The sequence below is a fragment of the Streptomyces sp. NPDC058534 genome, assembly GCF_042717365.1.
Classification (GTDB): Bacteria; Actinomycetota; Actinomycetes; order Streptomycetales; family Streptomycetaceae; genus Streptomyces.
The window spans coordinates 82348-96115 of sequence record NZ_JBHXNW010000011.1; the positions used below are offsets into that span (position 1 = coordinate 82348).

General features: G+C 74.0%; 13 protein-coding genes and 1 tRNA gene. 10 read left to right on the plus strand and 4 right to left on the minus strand.

Annotated features, from left to right (window positions below):
- Positions 1 to 65 precede the first annotated feature (65 nt).
- A tRNA-Pro gene (locus tag ACFWR9_RS09285) sits at positions 66 to 139 on the minus strand.
- Between the two features lie 99 nt (positions 140 to 238).
- Between ACFWR9_RS09285 and ACFWR9_RS09290 the strand changes: the two genes are divergently transcribed.
- The 3 genes from ACFWR9_RS09290 (at position 239) to ACFWR9_RS09300 (ending at position 3805) form a co-directional block, all read left to right on the plus strand.
- Positions 239 to 754 (plus strand): DUF309 domain-containing protein, encoded by a 516-nt coding sequence (locus ACFWR9_RS09290; protein ID WP_383837982.1) that lies wholly within the window; start codon positions 239 to 241, stop codon positions 752 to 754.
- 67 nt (positions 755 to 821) lie between these two features.
- On the plus strand, positions 822 to 1595 hold the full coding sequence (cobF, locus tag ACFWR9_RS09295) for a precorrin-6A synthase (deacetylating) (protein ID WP_383837985.1): 774 nt from the start codon (positions 822 to 824) through the stop codon (positions 1593 to 1595).
- An 86-nt stretch (positions 1596 to 1681) separates the two neighbouring features.
- Positions 1682 to 3805: an MDR family MFS transporter gene (locus tag ACFWR9_RS09300; RefSeq protein ID WP_383837988.1), complete on the plus strand. Its 2124-nt coding sequence runs from the start codon at positions 1682 to 1684 to the stop codon at positions 3803 to 3805.
- On the opposite strand, the gene ACFWR9_RS09305 is transcribed toward ACFWR9_RS09300, so the two are convergent.
- The 3 genes from ACFWR9_RS09305 to ACFWR9_RS09315 all read right to left on the minus strand — a co-directional run bounded on the left by ACFWR9_RS09305 (position 3732) and on the right by ACFWR9_RS09315 (position 7366).
- Entirely contained in the window at positions 3732 to 4520 is a 789-nt protein-coding gene (locus tag ACFWR9_RS09305) for a sulfite exporter TauE/SafE family protein (RefSeq protein WP_383837991.1), read from the minus strand. The genes ACFWR9_RS09300 and ACFWR9_RS09305 overlap by 74 nt on opposite strands.
- Positions 4521 to 4583: 63 nt before the next feature.
- Positions 4584 to 6122, minus strand: coding sequence for a long-chain fatty acid--CoA ligase (locus ACFWR9_RS09310; RefSeq protein WP_383837993.1), 1539 nt, complete (start codon positions 6120 to 6122; stop codon positions 4584 to 4586).
- Between the two features lie 56 nt (positions 6123 to 6178).
- The gene (locus tag ACFWR9_RS09315) at positions 6179 to 7366 is read right to left on the minus strand and encodes a thiolase family protein (protein ID WP_383837996.1); all 1188 of its coding nucleotides are present in this window, start codon (positions 7364 to 7366) and stop codon (positions 6179 to 6181) included.
- A gap of 162 nt (positions 7367 to 7528) precedes the next feature.
- Here ACFWR9_RS09315 and ACFWR9_RS09320 point away from each other — a divergent pair, with 162 nt between their 5' ends.
- From ACFWR9_RS09320 to ACFWR9_RS09350, 7 genes are all read left to right on the plus strand, one after another.
- Complete coding sequence (locus tag ACFWR9_RS09320; protein WP_383838130.1) at positions 7529 to 8338, plus strand: alpha/beta hydrolase; 810 nt, start codon at positions 7529 to 7531, stop codon at positions 8336 to 8338.
- A 78-nt stretch (positions 8339 to 8416) separates the two neighbouring features.
- The gene (locus tag ACFWR9_RS09325) at positions 8417 to 8749 is read left to right on the plus strand and encodes a DUF3140 domain-containing protein (protein ID WP_383837999.1); all 333 of its coding nucleotides are present in this window, start codon (positions 8417 to 8419) and stop codon (positions 8747 to 8749) included.
- A gap of 2 nt (positions 8750 to 8751) precedes the next feature.
- A complete protein-coding gene (locus tag ACFWR9_RS09330) occupies positions 8752 to 9402 on the plus strand; it encodes an endonuclease (RefSeq protein WP_383838001.1) in 651 nt (216 codons plus the stop codon).
- 113 nt (positions 9403 to 9515) lie between these two features.
- Complete coding sequence (locus ACFWR9_RS09335; protein WP_383838004.1) at positions 9516 to 10385, plus strand: hypothetical protein; 870 nt, start codon at positions 9516 to 9518, stop codon at positions 10383 to 10385.
- 145 nt (positions 10386 to 10530) lie between these two features.
- Entirely contained in the window at positions 10531 to 11931 is a 1401-nt protein-coding gene (locus ACFWR9_RS09340) for a glutamine synthetase (RefSeq protein WP_383838007.1), read from the plus strand.
- A gap of 1 nt (position 11932) precedes the next feature.
- Positions 11933 to 13078 carry an amidohydrolase family protein gene (locus ACFWR9_RS09345; RefSeq protein WP_383838010.1) on the plus strand — a complete coding sequence of 382 codons (1146 nt, stop codon included), beginning with the start codon at positions 11933 to 11935 and terminating at the stop codon, positions 13076 to 13078.
- An 80-nt stretch (positions 13079 to 13158) separates the two neighbouring features.
- Positions 13159 to 13686: an NUDIX hydrolase family protein gene (locus tag ACFWR9_RS09350; protein WP_164713147.1), complete on the plus strand. Its 528-nt coding sequence runs from the start codon at positions 13159 to 13161 to the stop codon at positions 13684 to 13686.
- Positions 13687 to 13768: the final 82 nt, after the last annotated feature.

Genomic DNA, 13768 nt, shown 5'->3' on the forward strand with positions numbered 1-13768 from the left:
GCCGCGCCAATTTTCTCCCGCCCCCGCGCGGCAGCCCCCCCGGGCAGCACAATCTTCCGTCACCGTCGGGACGACAGGATTTGAACCTGCGACCCCTTGACCCCCAGTCAAGTGCGCTACCAAGCTGCGCCACGTCCCGGTGTACCCACGCGCGGTGCGACCGCGCGATCACGCGACAGCACCTTACCGCACCCACCGGGCCACGCCTAAGCGGGACGGGCGGGGGACAATCGGCCGTATGGACAGCACAGCATCGGACCGCCCGGCCGACGCCCGCGACCGGGACGACGAGGGGCGGGCGCGCAGCGCCCGGCCGCGCGACGGGCTGGGGCGCCCGCTGCCGTACGGCGCGGACGGCGTCGCCCGTCAGCCGGAGGGCGTCGTGCGGGCGCCGGACGAGACGGTCGCCGAGGCACAGCGGCTGCTGGACGAGGGGAAGCCGTTCCACGCGCACGAGGTCTTCGAGGACGCCTGGAAGTCGGGCCCCGAGGACGAGCGGCAGCTGTGGCGCGGGATGGCCCAGCTGGCGGTGGGGCTCACGCACGCGGCCCGCGGCAACGGCACCGGCGGGGCCCGGCTGCTGCGGCGCGGGGCGGGCGCCGTGACGGAGTGGGCGGCGTCGGACGCCGGGCGGGAACGGCCCTACGGGGTGGATCTCGGCTCGGTCGCCGGATGGGCCCGGGAGCTGGCGCGGGACGTGGCGGACGGCGCGTCCGTGGACGCGGGGGCGCGGGCGCCGCGGCTGCGGGGCTGACCGCGCGCGAGCGGTGGCCCGGCGGCCCGGTACGGGCGCAGTCGGTGGCGTACGGCAGACTCGTGGGGTGCGGAAGATTCATGTGATCGGTATCGGTGCGGGCGACCCCGACCAGCTGACCCTGCAGGCGGTCAGGGCGCTGCGGAGCACGGACGTGTTCTTCGTCCTGGGCAAGGGCGAGGTGAAGGACGACCTGGTGCGGCTGCGCCGGGACATGCTGGAGACACACGTACCGGAGGGGACGTACCGGGTCGTCGAGGCCCGTGACCCGGAGCGGGACCGGAGCGCGGAGGGCGCGGCGTACTCCCCCGCCGTCGAGGACTGGCGCCTGGCCCGCGCCGGCATCTACGAACGGCTGATCGCCGAGGAGCTGGGCGAGGACGAGAGCGGCGCGTTCCTGGTGTGGGGCGATCCGTCGCTGTACGACAGCACGCTGGGCATCCTGGAGGAGGTCCTGGGGCGTGGCACGGTGGCGTTCGCGTACGACGTGGTGCCCGGCATCAGCAGCGTCTCGTCGCTGGCCGCCCGGCACCGGACGGGGCTGAACCAGGTGGCGCGGCCGGTGCAGATCACCACCGGGCGGCGGCTCGCGGAGGGCTTCCCCGAGGGCGTCGACGACGTCGTGGTGATGCTGGACGCCCACCAGACCTTCCGGCGGTACGCGGACCAGGACCTCGACATCTACTGGGGCGCCTACCTGGGCACCCCGGACGAGATCCTCGACTCGGGCCCGATCGCCGAGGCCGGGCCGCGCATCGAGCGGCTGCGTGCCCAGGCGCGGGAGCGCAAGGGCTGGATCATGGACACGTACCTGCTGCGGCGGCGTTCCGGCGACGCGTAGGGGGTGTCCCCCGGCCACGCCGTCGCCCGAACCCGGGCGGACCGTCCCCGCATGCGTGGCCGCTGCACGGGTGTGATCGTGACCACGTGACAGTCGCCGAGGAAGCGCCACGGGCCGCCGCCGCCGCCCAGCCGCCCGTGCTGGACCGGCGGCGCCGCAACGTCGTCTTCGTCACGATCATGCTCGGGATGCTGCTGGCCGCTTTGGACCAGACGATCGTCGGCACCGCGCTGCCGACGATCGTGTCGGACCTGGGCGGCGCCTCGCACATGTCGTGGGTGGTGACGTCGTACCTGCTCGCGGAGACCGTGGCGACGGTGCTGGTCGGCAAGTTCGGCGACCTGTTCGGCCGCAAGGTGGTCTTCCAGGTCTCGGCGGTCGTGTTCATCACGGGGTCGTTCCTGTGCGGGCTCGCCACGAACATGCCGCTGCTGATCACGTGGCGGGCGTTGCAGGGCATCGGCGCGGGCGGCCTGATGGTGACGTCGATGGCGTTGATCGCGGACGTCATCCCGCTGCGGGAGCGCGGCAAGTACCAGGGCGCCATCGGCGCGGTGTTCGGCGTCGCGACGGTCATCGGCCCGCTGCTGGGCGGGCTGTTCACCGACCATCTCTCCTGGCGCTGGGCGTTCTACGTCAACGTGCCCATCGCGATCGTCGTCGTGATCGCCGCCGCCCGCACCATCCCGGTGGTCAAGTCGGCCGTCCGGCCCGTCATCGACTACCTGGGCATCGCGCTGGTCGCGGTGGGCGCGAGCGCGCTGATCCTGGCCACCAGCTGGGGCGGCAACGAGTACGCGTGGGGCTCGGGCGTGATCCTGGGCCTGTTCGCGGGCGGGCTGGTCGCGCTCGCCCTGTTCTGTCTGGTGGAGACCCGGGCGGCCGAACCGATGCTGCCGATGCGGCTGTTCGCCAACCCGGTGTTCACGGTCTGCTCGATCCTCAGCTTCATCGTCGGCTTCGCGATGCTCGGCGCGCTGACGTACCTGCCGACCTACCTCCAGTACGTCGACGGCGACTCGGCCACCGTCTCCGGCGTGCGGACGCTGCCGATGGTGGCGGGGCTGCTGATCGCCTCGGTCTTCAGCGGCACCGTCGTCAGCCGGACGGGACGGTACCGGCTGTTCCCGATCGCGGGCACGCCGGTGATGGGCGTCGGCCTGTACCTGATGTCGCTGATGGGCCCGTCGACGGGCGCCGGCCTGGAGTCGCTGTACATGTTCGTGCTGGGCACGGGCATCGGCCTGTCCATGCAGGTGCTGACCATCGCCGTGCAGAACACCGTCGACTACGCCGACCTCGGCACCGCGACCTCCGGCGTCACCTTCTTCCGCACCCTGGGCAGCTCCTTCGGCACTGCCGTGTTCGGCACGATCTACGCCAACGCCCTGGGCCCCAACCTGCGGGACGGTGTCGCCGACGCCGCGCGCACGGGCGCCGCCGATCCGTCGGCGATCGGCCGGGCGGCGACCAGTCCGGAGGGCGTGCACGGGCTGCCTGCGCAGACGTCGGCGCCGATCGTCGGCGCGTACGCGGACACCATCCAGACGGTGTTCCTGTGGACGGTGCCGGTCGCGGCGCTCGGCTTCCTCGTCGCCCTGTTCCTCAAGCAGGTCCGGCTGCGCGACAGCGCCCGCGCGGGCTCCACCGACATGGGCGAGGGCTTCGCCTCACCGCACGACGCCAACAGCAGGCGGGCTCTGGAGGCGTCCGTCGGAAAGATCATCGGCGGTACGGAGTTGGACACCGCGCGCCGGATCATCGCGGACAGCGACACCCGGCTCGATGTCGCCGGCGCCTGGGCCGTCATGCAGGTCGAGCTGTTCACGCGCCTGGTCGGGCACGCCGGCCTGGGCCTGATCGCCGCCCGCCGCCGGCTGCCGCCGGAGGTGCTGCTGCCGGTCTTCGACCGGATGGTCGAGGAGGGCTTCCTGACCCGCCACGGCTCCCTGTTCTCCCACACCGACGCGGGTGCCCGCGAGGCCCTGGTCATCGGCCGGGCGTGGGCCACCTGGCTGGAGAACCGGGTGGAGCAGGACATCGGCCGGCCCACCGACACGGAGCTGCGCGCCGCCGTCGACGCCATCGCCAAGCGCCTGCTGGTCGAGGACCTGAGCAACGGCCTGCCGCGGCGCGTCAGGCCAGCAGGAGCTGCAGACCACCCACGATCGTCGCCGCGATCACCAGACGCTCGAACAGGCGTTGGTTGATCCGGTGCACCGCCCACTTGCCGAGGAACGCGCCGGGCACCACGAACACGACCAGCACGGCGTCGAGGAGCAGTGACCGGCCGTCGATCAGACCGAGGCCGGCGCTGAAGGGCACCTTGGAGACGTTGACGATCAGGAAGAAGAACGCCGACGTGCCCAGGAAGCCGAGCTTGCGGAAGCCCGCGGAGAGCAGGTACATCGACATCACCGGGCCGCCCGCGTTGGCGACCATCGTGGTGAAGCCGCCGAGGACGCCGTACGAACGGGCCTTCACCCGGCCGGCCCGCGAGGCCGTGCCGTCCCGGCCGGACGAGTCGGCCGCGTCGGACACCTCGGCCTGTCTCCTGCGCCACACCGTCACCCCGGCCATGAGCAGCAGGATCACGCCGATCGAGGTCCGGACGATCGCGTCGTCGGCCCACACCAGGAACAGGGTGCCCACGACCACGCCGACGCCCACGGCGGGGAACAGCCGCCACAGCGTGGGCCAGTGCGCGTGCCGCCGGTAGGTGAGGACGGCCAGGACGTCACCGGCGATCAGCACGGGCAGCAGGATGCCGGTCGAGGCGCGGGCGGGCAGTACCGCGGCGAAGATCGCGAGACTGACCGTGTTGGCCCCGCTCACGGCGGTCTTGGAGAAGCCGACGAGCAGGGCCGCGAAGGCGAGTGCGGCGAACTCCCAGCCGGTGAGGTGCCAGAGCGTCATGGTGTCCATTGCGGCCACTGATGCTATGCGCACTCAACCGGTCTGCGTAAGCACCGTCTCGCCAGTCGGTCCTTAGCGGGCCGGCGGTCCCTGGCGCTGGGCGTGGTCCACGTAGCGGGCCCGCAGTTCCCGCTTCAGCACCTTCATGCTCGGCCCGAGCGGCAGCGCGTCCGCGAACTCCACCCGGCGCGGGTACTTGTACCGGCCGAGGTACCCCTTGGACCACTCGGTGATCCCGGCCGCGTCCGGTGTCGCGCCGGCGGCGGGGACGACGACGGCGCACACCTCCTCGCCGTGCAGCTCGTCCGGGAGGCCGATGACGGCGACGTGCGCGATGCCGGGGTGGCGCATCAGCACCTCCTCGACCTCCCGCGGGTAGACGTTGTAGCCGCCCCGGATGATGACGTCCTTCTTGCGGTCGACGATGCGGAGGAAGCCCTCGTCGTCCTTGGTGCCGAGGTCCCCGGTGCGGAACCAGCCGTCGACCAGCGCCTCCGCGGTGGCCTCCGGGCGGCCGAGGTAGCCGGAGAAGACGTTGTGGCCGCGTACGACGACCTCGCCCAGCTCACCGGGCGGCAGCAGGACGACGCGGCCCTCGACGTCCGCGTGGGCGATCTCCACGTCCACGCCCCACAGCGGGTGGCCGATGGTGCCCGGCCTGGTCCCGAACACGGGCTGGTTCACGGCCGCCGCGGGCGAGGTCTCCGACAGCCCGTACCCCTCGTGGATCCTCGCGCCGAACGCCGCCTCGAACCGCTCCAGCACCGCCACCGGCAGCGAGGCGCCGCCGGAGACGCACACGCGCAGGTCGGGCAGGGCGTCGGCGTCGGCCGCCGCTGCGGCGAGGGCGACGAACATGGTCGGCACCCCGTGGAAGGTGTTGACCTTCTCCTTGACCATCAGCTCGATCGCCCGGGCCGCGTCGAAGCGCGGCAGCAGGACGAGGGTGGCCCCCGCCCGCCAGGTCGAGTTGAGGGAGACGGTCTGGCCGAAGGCGTGGAACAGCGGCAGCGCGCCGAGCGCGATGTCGTCGGGCCGGATGTCGTTGGCGTCGAAGGCGTTGACGGTCGCGTTCATCACCAGGTTGAAGTGGCTGAGCACCGCGCCCTTGGGGACACCGGTGGTGCCGCTGGTGTAGAAGACGACGGCCGGATCGTCGGCGTCGCGGGTGACGTACGTGGGCAGCGGCTCGGCGTCGGCGGCGAGCCTGCCGAACTCGTCGCCGAGGGTGATCACCCGTACGCCCGCCTCCCGCGCGGCTGCCGTGCCCGTCTCGGCCTGGGCCGGGTGGCACAGCAGCAGCGTGGCGCCGCTGTCGCGCAGGACGTGCTCGACCTCGGCGGCCGACAGCAGCAGGTGCACGGGCACGACGACGCCACCGGCCGCGGCGATCGCGTAGTACGCCTGCGGGAAGTCGGCGGTGTTCGGCGCCATCAGCGCGACCCGGTCCCCCGGCCGGACACCGAGGCCGGTCAGCGCGCCGGCCTGCGCCCGCGCCCGCCGCCACACCTCGGCGAAGGACAGCCGCAGGTCGCCCTCGACCAGCGCCTCCTTGTCGGGACGGCGCCGGGCGTTCTCGGCGAGGATGGCGGCGACGGAGAGGGTTGCCATGGGGTGTTGCTCCGTTCCTTGCTGCGGCTCTGCGGAGAGGTGCGACGTACGTACGGCTAGTGCCGTTCGACGAGCACCGCGCTGCCCTGCCCCACGCCGACACACATGGTGGCCAGCCCGCGGGCCGCTCCCGTGCGGCGCATGCGGTGGAGCAGGGTGGTGAGGATGCGGGCGCCCGAGCAGCCGAGCGGGTGGCCCAGCGCGATGGCGCCGCCGGTGGGGTTGACCAGGCCGGGGTCGATGCCGAGCTGGTCCACGCAGGCGAGGGCCTGGGCGGCGAACGCCTCGTTGAACTCGGCCTCGGCGAGGTCGTCGACGCTCCAGCCGGCCCGGGCGAGGACCTTGCGGGTGGCGGGGACCGGGCCGATGCCCATGACGTCCGGGTGGACGCCGGCCGAGCCGCCGGCGACGTAGCGGCCCAGCGACTCCAGGCCCAGGTCGTTCAGGGCCTCATCGCTGACCAGGAGGAGTCCGGCGGCGCCGTCGTTCATCGGGGAGGCGTTGCCCGCGGTGACCGTGCCGCCGGGGCGGAAGACGGGCTTGAGGCGGCCCAGCTTCTCCAGCGAGGTGTCCTCACGGACGCATTCGTCGGCGTCGACGACCACGCCGTCGGGGCGCTCGACGGGGAGGATCTCGTCGTCGAAGTGCCCGTTCTTGCGGGCCTCGGCGGCGAGGTGGTGGCTGCGCAGGGCGAACTCGTCCTGGCGCTCGCGCGGGATGCCGTACCGCCCGGCGACCTCCTCGGCGGTCTCGCCCATCGCCAGCAGTCCGTGCAGGTCCTTCATCGCCGGGTTGACCAGGCGCCAGCCGAGCCGGGTGTCGACGGTCTCGATGCGGTGCGGCAGCGCCTCGTCGGGGCGGGGCAGTACGAAGGGGGCGCGGCTCATCGACTCGGAGCCGCCCGCGAGCACGACGTCAGCCTCGCCCGCGGCGACGGTGCGGGCGGCGGTGGTGACGGCCTCCAGGCCGGAGGCGCACAGCCGGTTGACGGTCGCGCCGGGGACGGACTCGGGCAGGCCCGCGAGGAGGGCGGCCATCCGGGCGACGTTGCGGTTGTCCTCGCCGGCCTGGTTGGCGGCGCCCCAGTACACGTCGTCGACGCGGGCGGGGTCGAGCGCGGGCACGTCGGCGACCAGGCCCCGGATCACGGCGGCGGCGAGGTCGTCGGGCCGCACGGAGGACAGGGCGCCGCGCAGCTTGCCGATCGGGGTGCGGCGGGCGGCCGCGAAGTGGACGGGACGCACGAGGGGACTCCTGACCGTCGTCGCCCGGTCGCCGGACGGCACACCGCCGCCGGACGAGGGGCATCCGACATTAATTAGCACTGCTAGTTTTGGACTATAGACCGCCGGACGGCTCCCTGGGAAGATCCTCCGGTGACCTTCACCGACACAGCCGGAGGAGCCATGGCCGAGGCCCGCGAACACGACCTGACCGGAACACGGGGACGGATCACCGCCCGCGAGTGGCCCGCGGACCGGCCCCGGTACGTGGCGCTGCTGGTGCACGGCTACGGCGAGCACATCGGCCGCTACGAGGAGGTGGCCGGCGTCCTGGCCGGACACGGCGCGGCGGTCTACGGCGTCGACCACACCGGACACGGACGGTCCGACGGCGAGCGGGTGCTGGTCGAGGACTTCGAGGACGTGGTCACCGACGTGCACTCCGTGGCCGCGTTCACCCGCACCGCCCACCCGGACCTCCCGTTCGTCATGGTCGGTCACTCCATGGGCGGCCTGATCGCCTCCCGCTACGCCCAGCGCCACACCGGCGAGCTGACCGCGCTGGTGCTGTCCGGGCCGGTCATCGGCGACTGGGAGCTGCCGCGCCGGCTGCTCGCCCTGCCGGAGATCCCCGACACCCCGATCAGCCCGGCCTCGCTCTCCCGGGACCCGGCGGTCGGCGCGGCGTACGCGGCGGACCCGCTGGTCTGGCACGGCCCGATGAAGCGGCCGACCCTGGAGGCCTTCGTACGGACCCTGGGGAGGGTGGCCGAGAACGGCGACGTCGGCCCGCTGCCCCTGCTGTGGGTGCACGGGGACGACGACCGCCTGGTGCCGCTGCCGGGCAGCCGGCCGGGCGTCGAAGCGCTGAGCGGCGGCGACCTCACCGAGCGGATCTATCCGGGCGCCCGGCACGAGCTGTTCAACGAGACCAACCGCGCCGAGGTGTTCTCCGACGTCACCCGCTTCCTGGACGGCGTGCTCGCCCGCTGACCGGGCGGGGCGTTTGCCCCTCCGCCCCACGGGCACCCGCGCCTACGCACGTACGCACGACGATCTGAGGGGCACCTCATGGCCGACGCCCTCGAACTCGACGCGCTGTGGGAGGACTTCCACCGCGTGGTGAACATGACCTCCGCGGAACTCGCGGACTGGCTCCGGGTGCGCGACTCCGGTGAGCTGACCGAGCCGCTGCCGGACGACGCGGGACCGCCGCTCGGCCGGCACGTCCTGTCGATCCTCCAGAAGCGGCGCACCGACCTCACGGAGGACGACCTGGGCGCGATGCGCGAGGTCGTGGACACCGTGACGGCGCAGGCGGACCTGGAGAACGAGCCCCGGTCCGACGACACCGCGCTCCGGCACCGGCTGATGACGGTCGGCCACGACCCGCTGAAGCCGTAGCCGTGAGCCCCGGCCAACGGCGGGTCGTGCGCGCGCTCGTCGACGCGCACGGGCAGACGTACGCCGAAGAGGCGGGCATCCGGCTCAAGGACACCCCGCAGCCGCTGTACCGGCTGCTGGTCCTCTCCCACCTGCTGAGCGCCCGCATCCGCGGTTCGATCGCGGTGGCCACCGCCCGCGCCCTGTACGACGCGGGGCTGCGGAACCCGCGCCGCATGGCCGACGCCGACTGGCAGCAGCGGGTGGACGCCCTCGGGCGGGGCGGCTACCGGCGCTACGACGAGCGCACCGCCACCCAGCTCGGCGAGGCCGCCGAACTGCTGACCGAGCGGTGGGGCGGCGACCTGCGCCGGCTCCGCAAGGAGGCGGACGGCGACCTGTCCGAAGTACGGCGGCTGCTCCGGGAGTTTCCCGGGGTGGGTCCGACCGGCGTGGACATCTTCCTGCGCGAGGCCCAGCTCGTCTGGCCGGAGGCGGGCCCCACCCTGGACCGCAAGGCCCTCCAGGGCGCCGAACGCCTCGGTCTGCCGTCCGACCCGGACCGGCTGCTCGGCCTCGCCGGGGCGACGGAACCGGCCGTCCTCGCGGCCGCGCTGGTGCGCGCGGCGGTGGACAAGGGCGTCGCCGAGGACACCCTGGAACGCGCGGGCTGAGCCCGGCCGCCGGGCCGCAGGGTCACGTCACCCGAACAACCCCGTGCGCTGGTGGGCCCGCGGCCGCGGTGGTGCGCTGAGGACACCGTTCCCGTCCCAGGAGGCATCCCGCGATGAGCCGTCGACCGTCCCGCCCCGCCCGCCTCGTGGCCTCCGCCCTGGCGGCGGGCGCGCTGCTGACCACGGCGGCCTGCTCGGACGGCGCCGGAGGGTCGGGCGCGGCCCCGGACACCGCCGCGGAACAGGCGCGGTCGGCCTCCCCCGCCGCCGAGCGGGACGAGGCCGGGCGGGTCCCCGAGCAGCCCACCGGAACCGTCAGGACACCCACGCCCACCCTCACCGAGTCCGGCGCGAAGGCCGCGCTGCTCACCGAGGCCGACCTGGAGGGCGACTGGAACCAGGTCCAGGACGCGGACAAGTGGCGCGACCAGCTGCTCGTCGGCGAGGTCGACGTGTCCGACTTCCTCACCGCCAAGACCGACGCCTCGGACTGCCAGGAACTCCTCGACGGGCTCTACGGCGAGAAGCTGCTGGGCGAGCCGTCGGGGCCGTCGGCGGTCACCGGCTTCGAGCAGGGCGACTCCCGCCTCCTGGACCAGGTCGCCGGCTACGACCGCGGCGGACTGGACGACCGACTGGAGTGGATGGACTCCCTGCCCCAGAAGTGCGACCAGTTCACCGCGACCGACTCCGCGGGCGAGAAGCGCACGGCCCAGGTGACCGAGGCCTCGGTGCCCGACGTGGGCGACGCCCGTGCGGGCCTGCGCGTGACCGTGCAGGGGTCCACCGGCGGCAATCCGGCCACGCTCAGCCTGGACGTGGCCGTGGTACGCGTCGGCACCTCCGCCCTCACCGTGACCGGCGGCGGCCTCGACGGCGACCAGGCCGACGCCGTCGAGCAGGGGGTGCGGCAGGGCACCGACCGCCTGAAGACCGTCCTGGACGGCGGGACCCCCTCCCCGCAGCCCACCCCCATGACCTGACCCCGCCTCCCGCGCCCCGCCCCGCGTCCGCCGACCCGGCGCGGGGCGGCGCCGTGCGCACGGATCAGGCGAAACCGGGACAGCGTGATCACCGGACGGCACAATGGTGGGCGACGGACGGCGCACGCGCGAAGGAGCCCGAGACGTGAGCGAGAGCGACCCCGTACCCGGCGGGCGTCCCGGCGAGACCGAGCGGGCCACCGCGCTCGGCGGCGAGCTGTCCGGCCGGGGCGTGCACGGTGTGGTGCTGGCGTACGTCGACACGGCGGGGATCGCCCGGGTGAAGACCGTGCCCACCGCGCGGCTCGCCTCGGCCGCGGCGTGGGGCGTGGGCATGTCCCCGGTGTTCGACACGTTCCTGGCGGACGACTCGATCGTCGCCACGGACGTCCTCGGCTCTCCCGACGGCGATCTGCGTCTCCATCCCGACCTGGACCGGCTGACGGTGCTGGCGGCGCAGCCCGGCTGGGCGTGGGCGCCGGTCGACCGGATCACGCAGGAGGGCGGGCCGCACCCGGCGTGCGCGCGCACCGTCCTGCGCCGCACCGTGGCGCACGCCGTCGAGCGGTACGGCGTCCGGTTCAAGGCCGCGATCGAGATCGAGTGGTCGGTGGGGCGGGGCGACGCGGACGGCGACGCCTTCGTCCCCGCGGTGTCGGGACCGGCGTACGGTGCGGCCCGGCAGATCGGTCTCAGCGACTGCGCGGCCGATCTGCTGGCGGCGCTCGCGGCGCAGGGCGTGGACGTGGAGCAACTGCATCCCGAGTACGCGGCGGGGCAGTTCGAGGTCTCGGTGGGCGCCCTCGACCCGGTGGCGGCGGCCGACCGCAGCGTGCTGGTGCGGCAGACGATCCGGGCCGTGGCCCAGCGGCACGGGCTGCGGGTCTCCTTCGCCCCGGCGGTCCTCGGGCGGGGCGTCGGCAACGGCGGGCACATCCACCTCTCCGCGTGGCGGGACGGGACCAACCTGCACGCCGGCGGCACCGGCCGGTACGGCATGACCGCCGAGGCCGAGTCCTTCGTGGCCGGAGTGCTGGACCACCTGCCGGCGCTCACCGCGATGACCGCGCCGAGCCCGGCCAGCCACCTGCGGCTCCGCCCCTCGCAGTGGGCGGGCGTCTTCACCGCCTGGGGCCGGGAGACGCGGGAGGCGGCCCTGCGGATCGTCACCGGGAGCACCGGGGAGCACGGCCGGGCGGCGAACCTGGAGGTGAAGCCGGTCGACCTGGCCGCCAACCCGTATCTCGCGCTCGCCTCGGTGATCGCCGCCGGACTGGACGGTCTCGCGTCGTCCGCGCCACTGCCCGAGGAGACCACCGGCGACCCGGCCGGGCTGGACACCGCCGACGCGGCGGCCCGGGGGGTTCGCCGGCTGCCGGTCTCCCTCGCCGAGTCGGTGGCGGCGTTCCGCGCGGACGACGTGCTGCGGACCGCGCTGGGGCCGGTCCTGGCCGACGCGGTGACCGCCGTACGCCAGGGGGAGATCGACGCGGTCGACGGGCTGGACGACGACCGGGTGGCGGCGGCCTACCGCTGGAAGTACTGACGTGGCCGGCGGACCCGTCCACGAGAGCCTCGCCGAGCTGGAGCTGGTGGACCACCACTGCCACGGCGCCGTCACCGACGACCTGGACCGCGCGGGTTTCGAGTCCCTCCTCACCGAGGGCGAGCCATGGCCCGGCGTGTCCCCCTTCGACAGCCCCGTCGGCCTCGCCGTGCGCCGTCACTGCGCTCCCCTGCTGGACCTGCCGCGCCACGCGCCCGCCGACGTGTACCTGGCCCGGCGGAAGGAGCTGGGCGCGGCCGAGGTGAACCGGCGGTTCCTGCGGGCCGCGGGCACCGGCGTCTTCTGCGTGGACACGGGCTACGCCCCGCACCGGGTGACCGGGCCGGCCGAGCTGGCGCGCGCGGCGAACGCCGCGGCGTACGAGGTGGTGCGGCTTGAGAGGGTCGCGGAGGCGGTGGCGGCGGGCGGTGTCGAGCCGGACGCGTACGCGGAGGCGTTCCGCACGGCCGCGTGGGAGGCGGTACGGCGGCCGGGCGTGGTGGGCGTCAAATCGGTGGCGGCCTACCGCACCGGCTTCGACCTGGACCCGGCCCGTCCCTCGCCCGCGGAGGTCACCGGGGCCGCCCGGCAGTGGCTCGCGCGAGGCGGCCGGCTCGACGACCAGGTGCTCGTCCGGCACCTGCTGTGGACGGCGGTGGACCTCGGGCGGCCCCTGCAACTGCACACCGGGTTCGGCGACAGCGACATCCGCATGCACCGCGTGGACCCGACCCTGCTGACCGACTGGCTGCATCTGACCGCCGGCACGATCCCGGTCCTGCTACTGCACTGCTGGCCCTACCAGCGCCAGGCGGCCTACCTGTCGGCGGTCTTCGAGCGCGTGTACCTCGACGTGGGCCTCACCCTGCACCACGTCGGCCCCGCCCGGGCGGGCGCGATCCTCGCGGAGGCGACGGAGATCACTCCGTTCCGCAAGCTGCTGTACAGCTCCGACGCCTATGGTGTGGCCGAGTTCCATCACCTCGGGGCGGTCGCTTTCCGGCGGGGCCTTGCGGGGCTGCTCCAGGAGCGGCTGGACGCCGACGAGCTGGCCCTTCCGGACGCGCTGCGCCTCGCGCGCTGGGCGGGCCGGGACAACGCCCGCCGGGTCTACCGGCTGCCCGGGGGACCGATGGACGACAGCTGAGCGGCGTGGGACCGGTCACAGTCCCGCAGCGCCGCCCGGGAAGCAGGAACGGCTGAAAGTATGATCAAGCGATGTCTGACATGACCGAAACCACGCCGGGCTGGCTGACGACCGACGAGCTGGAGATGGCACGTGCCCGCATGCCGATCCTGTACGTCGAGGCGGTGCCCGTCCGCGTCGACGACAGCGGCGAAGTCACCAGCGTCGGCCTGCTCCTGCGCATCGGCCCGGACGGGACGGTCAGCCGGACGCTGGTCTCCGGCCGGGTGCTCCACCACGAGCGGGTCCGGGACGCCCTGCTGCGCCACCTGGAGAAGGACCTCGGCCCGGTGGCGCTGCCCCGGGTGCCGTCCTCGCTCCAGCCGTTCACGGTGGCCGAGTACTTCCCGACGCACGGTGTGACGCCGTACCACGACCCCCGGCAGCACGCGGTCTCCCTGGCCTACGTGGTGCCGGTCACCGGTGACTGCCGGCCCCGGCAGGACGCGCTGGACCTGGTCTGGTTCGACCCGCGCGAAGCCCTGTCCGAGGCGGTGCGCAGCGAGATGCCGGGCGGGCACGGGGTGCTGCTGAAGCAGGCGCTGGCGCATGTGGGCTGCGTGGGCTGACGCCCGGTGGCGGCGCGCGGCCGCCACCTCGCCGGCACACGAAGAGGGCCTTCGCCGGCAGGTGGACGCGGAGGGCCATAGC

What these genes read in the sequence shown, in the direction of transcription:
- ACFWR9_RS09290 (WP_383837982.1), top strand. Translation starts at nt 239, where the DNA reads ATGGACAGCACAGCATCGGACCGCCCGGCCGACGCCCGCGACCGGGAC.
- ACFWR9_RS09305 (WP_383837991.1), bottom strand. Translation starts at nt 4,520, where the DNA reads ATGGACACCATGACGCTCTGGCACCTCACCGGCTGGGAGTTCGCCGCA.
- ACFWR9_RS09310 (WP_383837993.1), bottom strand. Translation starts at nt 6,122, where the DNA reads ATGGCAACCCTCTCCGTCGCCGCCATCCTCGCCGAGAACGCCCGGCGC.
- ACFWR9_RS09320 (WP_383838130.1), top strand. Translation starts at nt 7,529, where the DNA reads ATGGCCGAGGCCCGCGAACACGACCTGACCGGAACACGGGGACGGATC.
- ACFWR9_RS09325 (WP_383837999.1), top strand. Translation starts at nt 8,417, where the DNA reads ATGGCCGACGCCCTCGAACTCGACGCGCTGTGGGAGGACTTCCACCGC.
- ACFWR9_RS09335 (WP_383838004.1), top strand. Translation starts at nt 9,516, where the DNA reads ATGAGCCGTCGACCGTCCCGCCCCGCCCGCCTCGTGGCCTCCGCCCTG.
- ACFWR9_RS09350 (WP_164713147.1), top strand. Translation starts at nt 13,159, where the DNA reads ATGACCGAAACCACGCCGGGCTGGCTGACGACCGACGAGCTGGAGATG.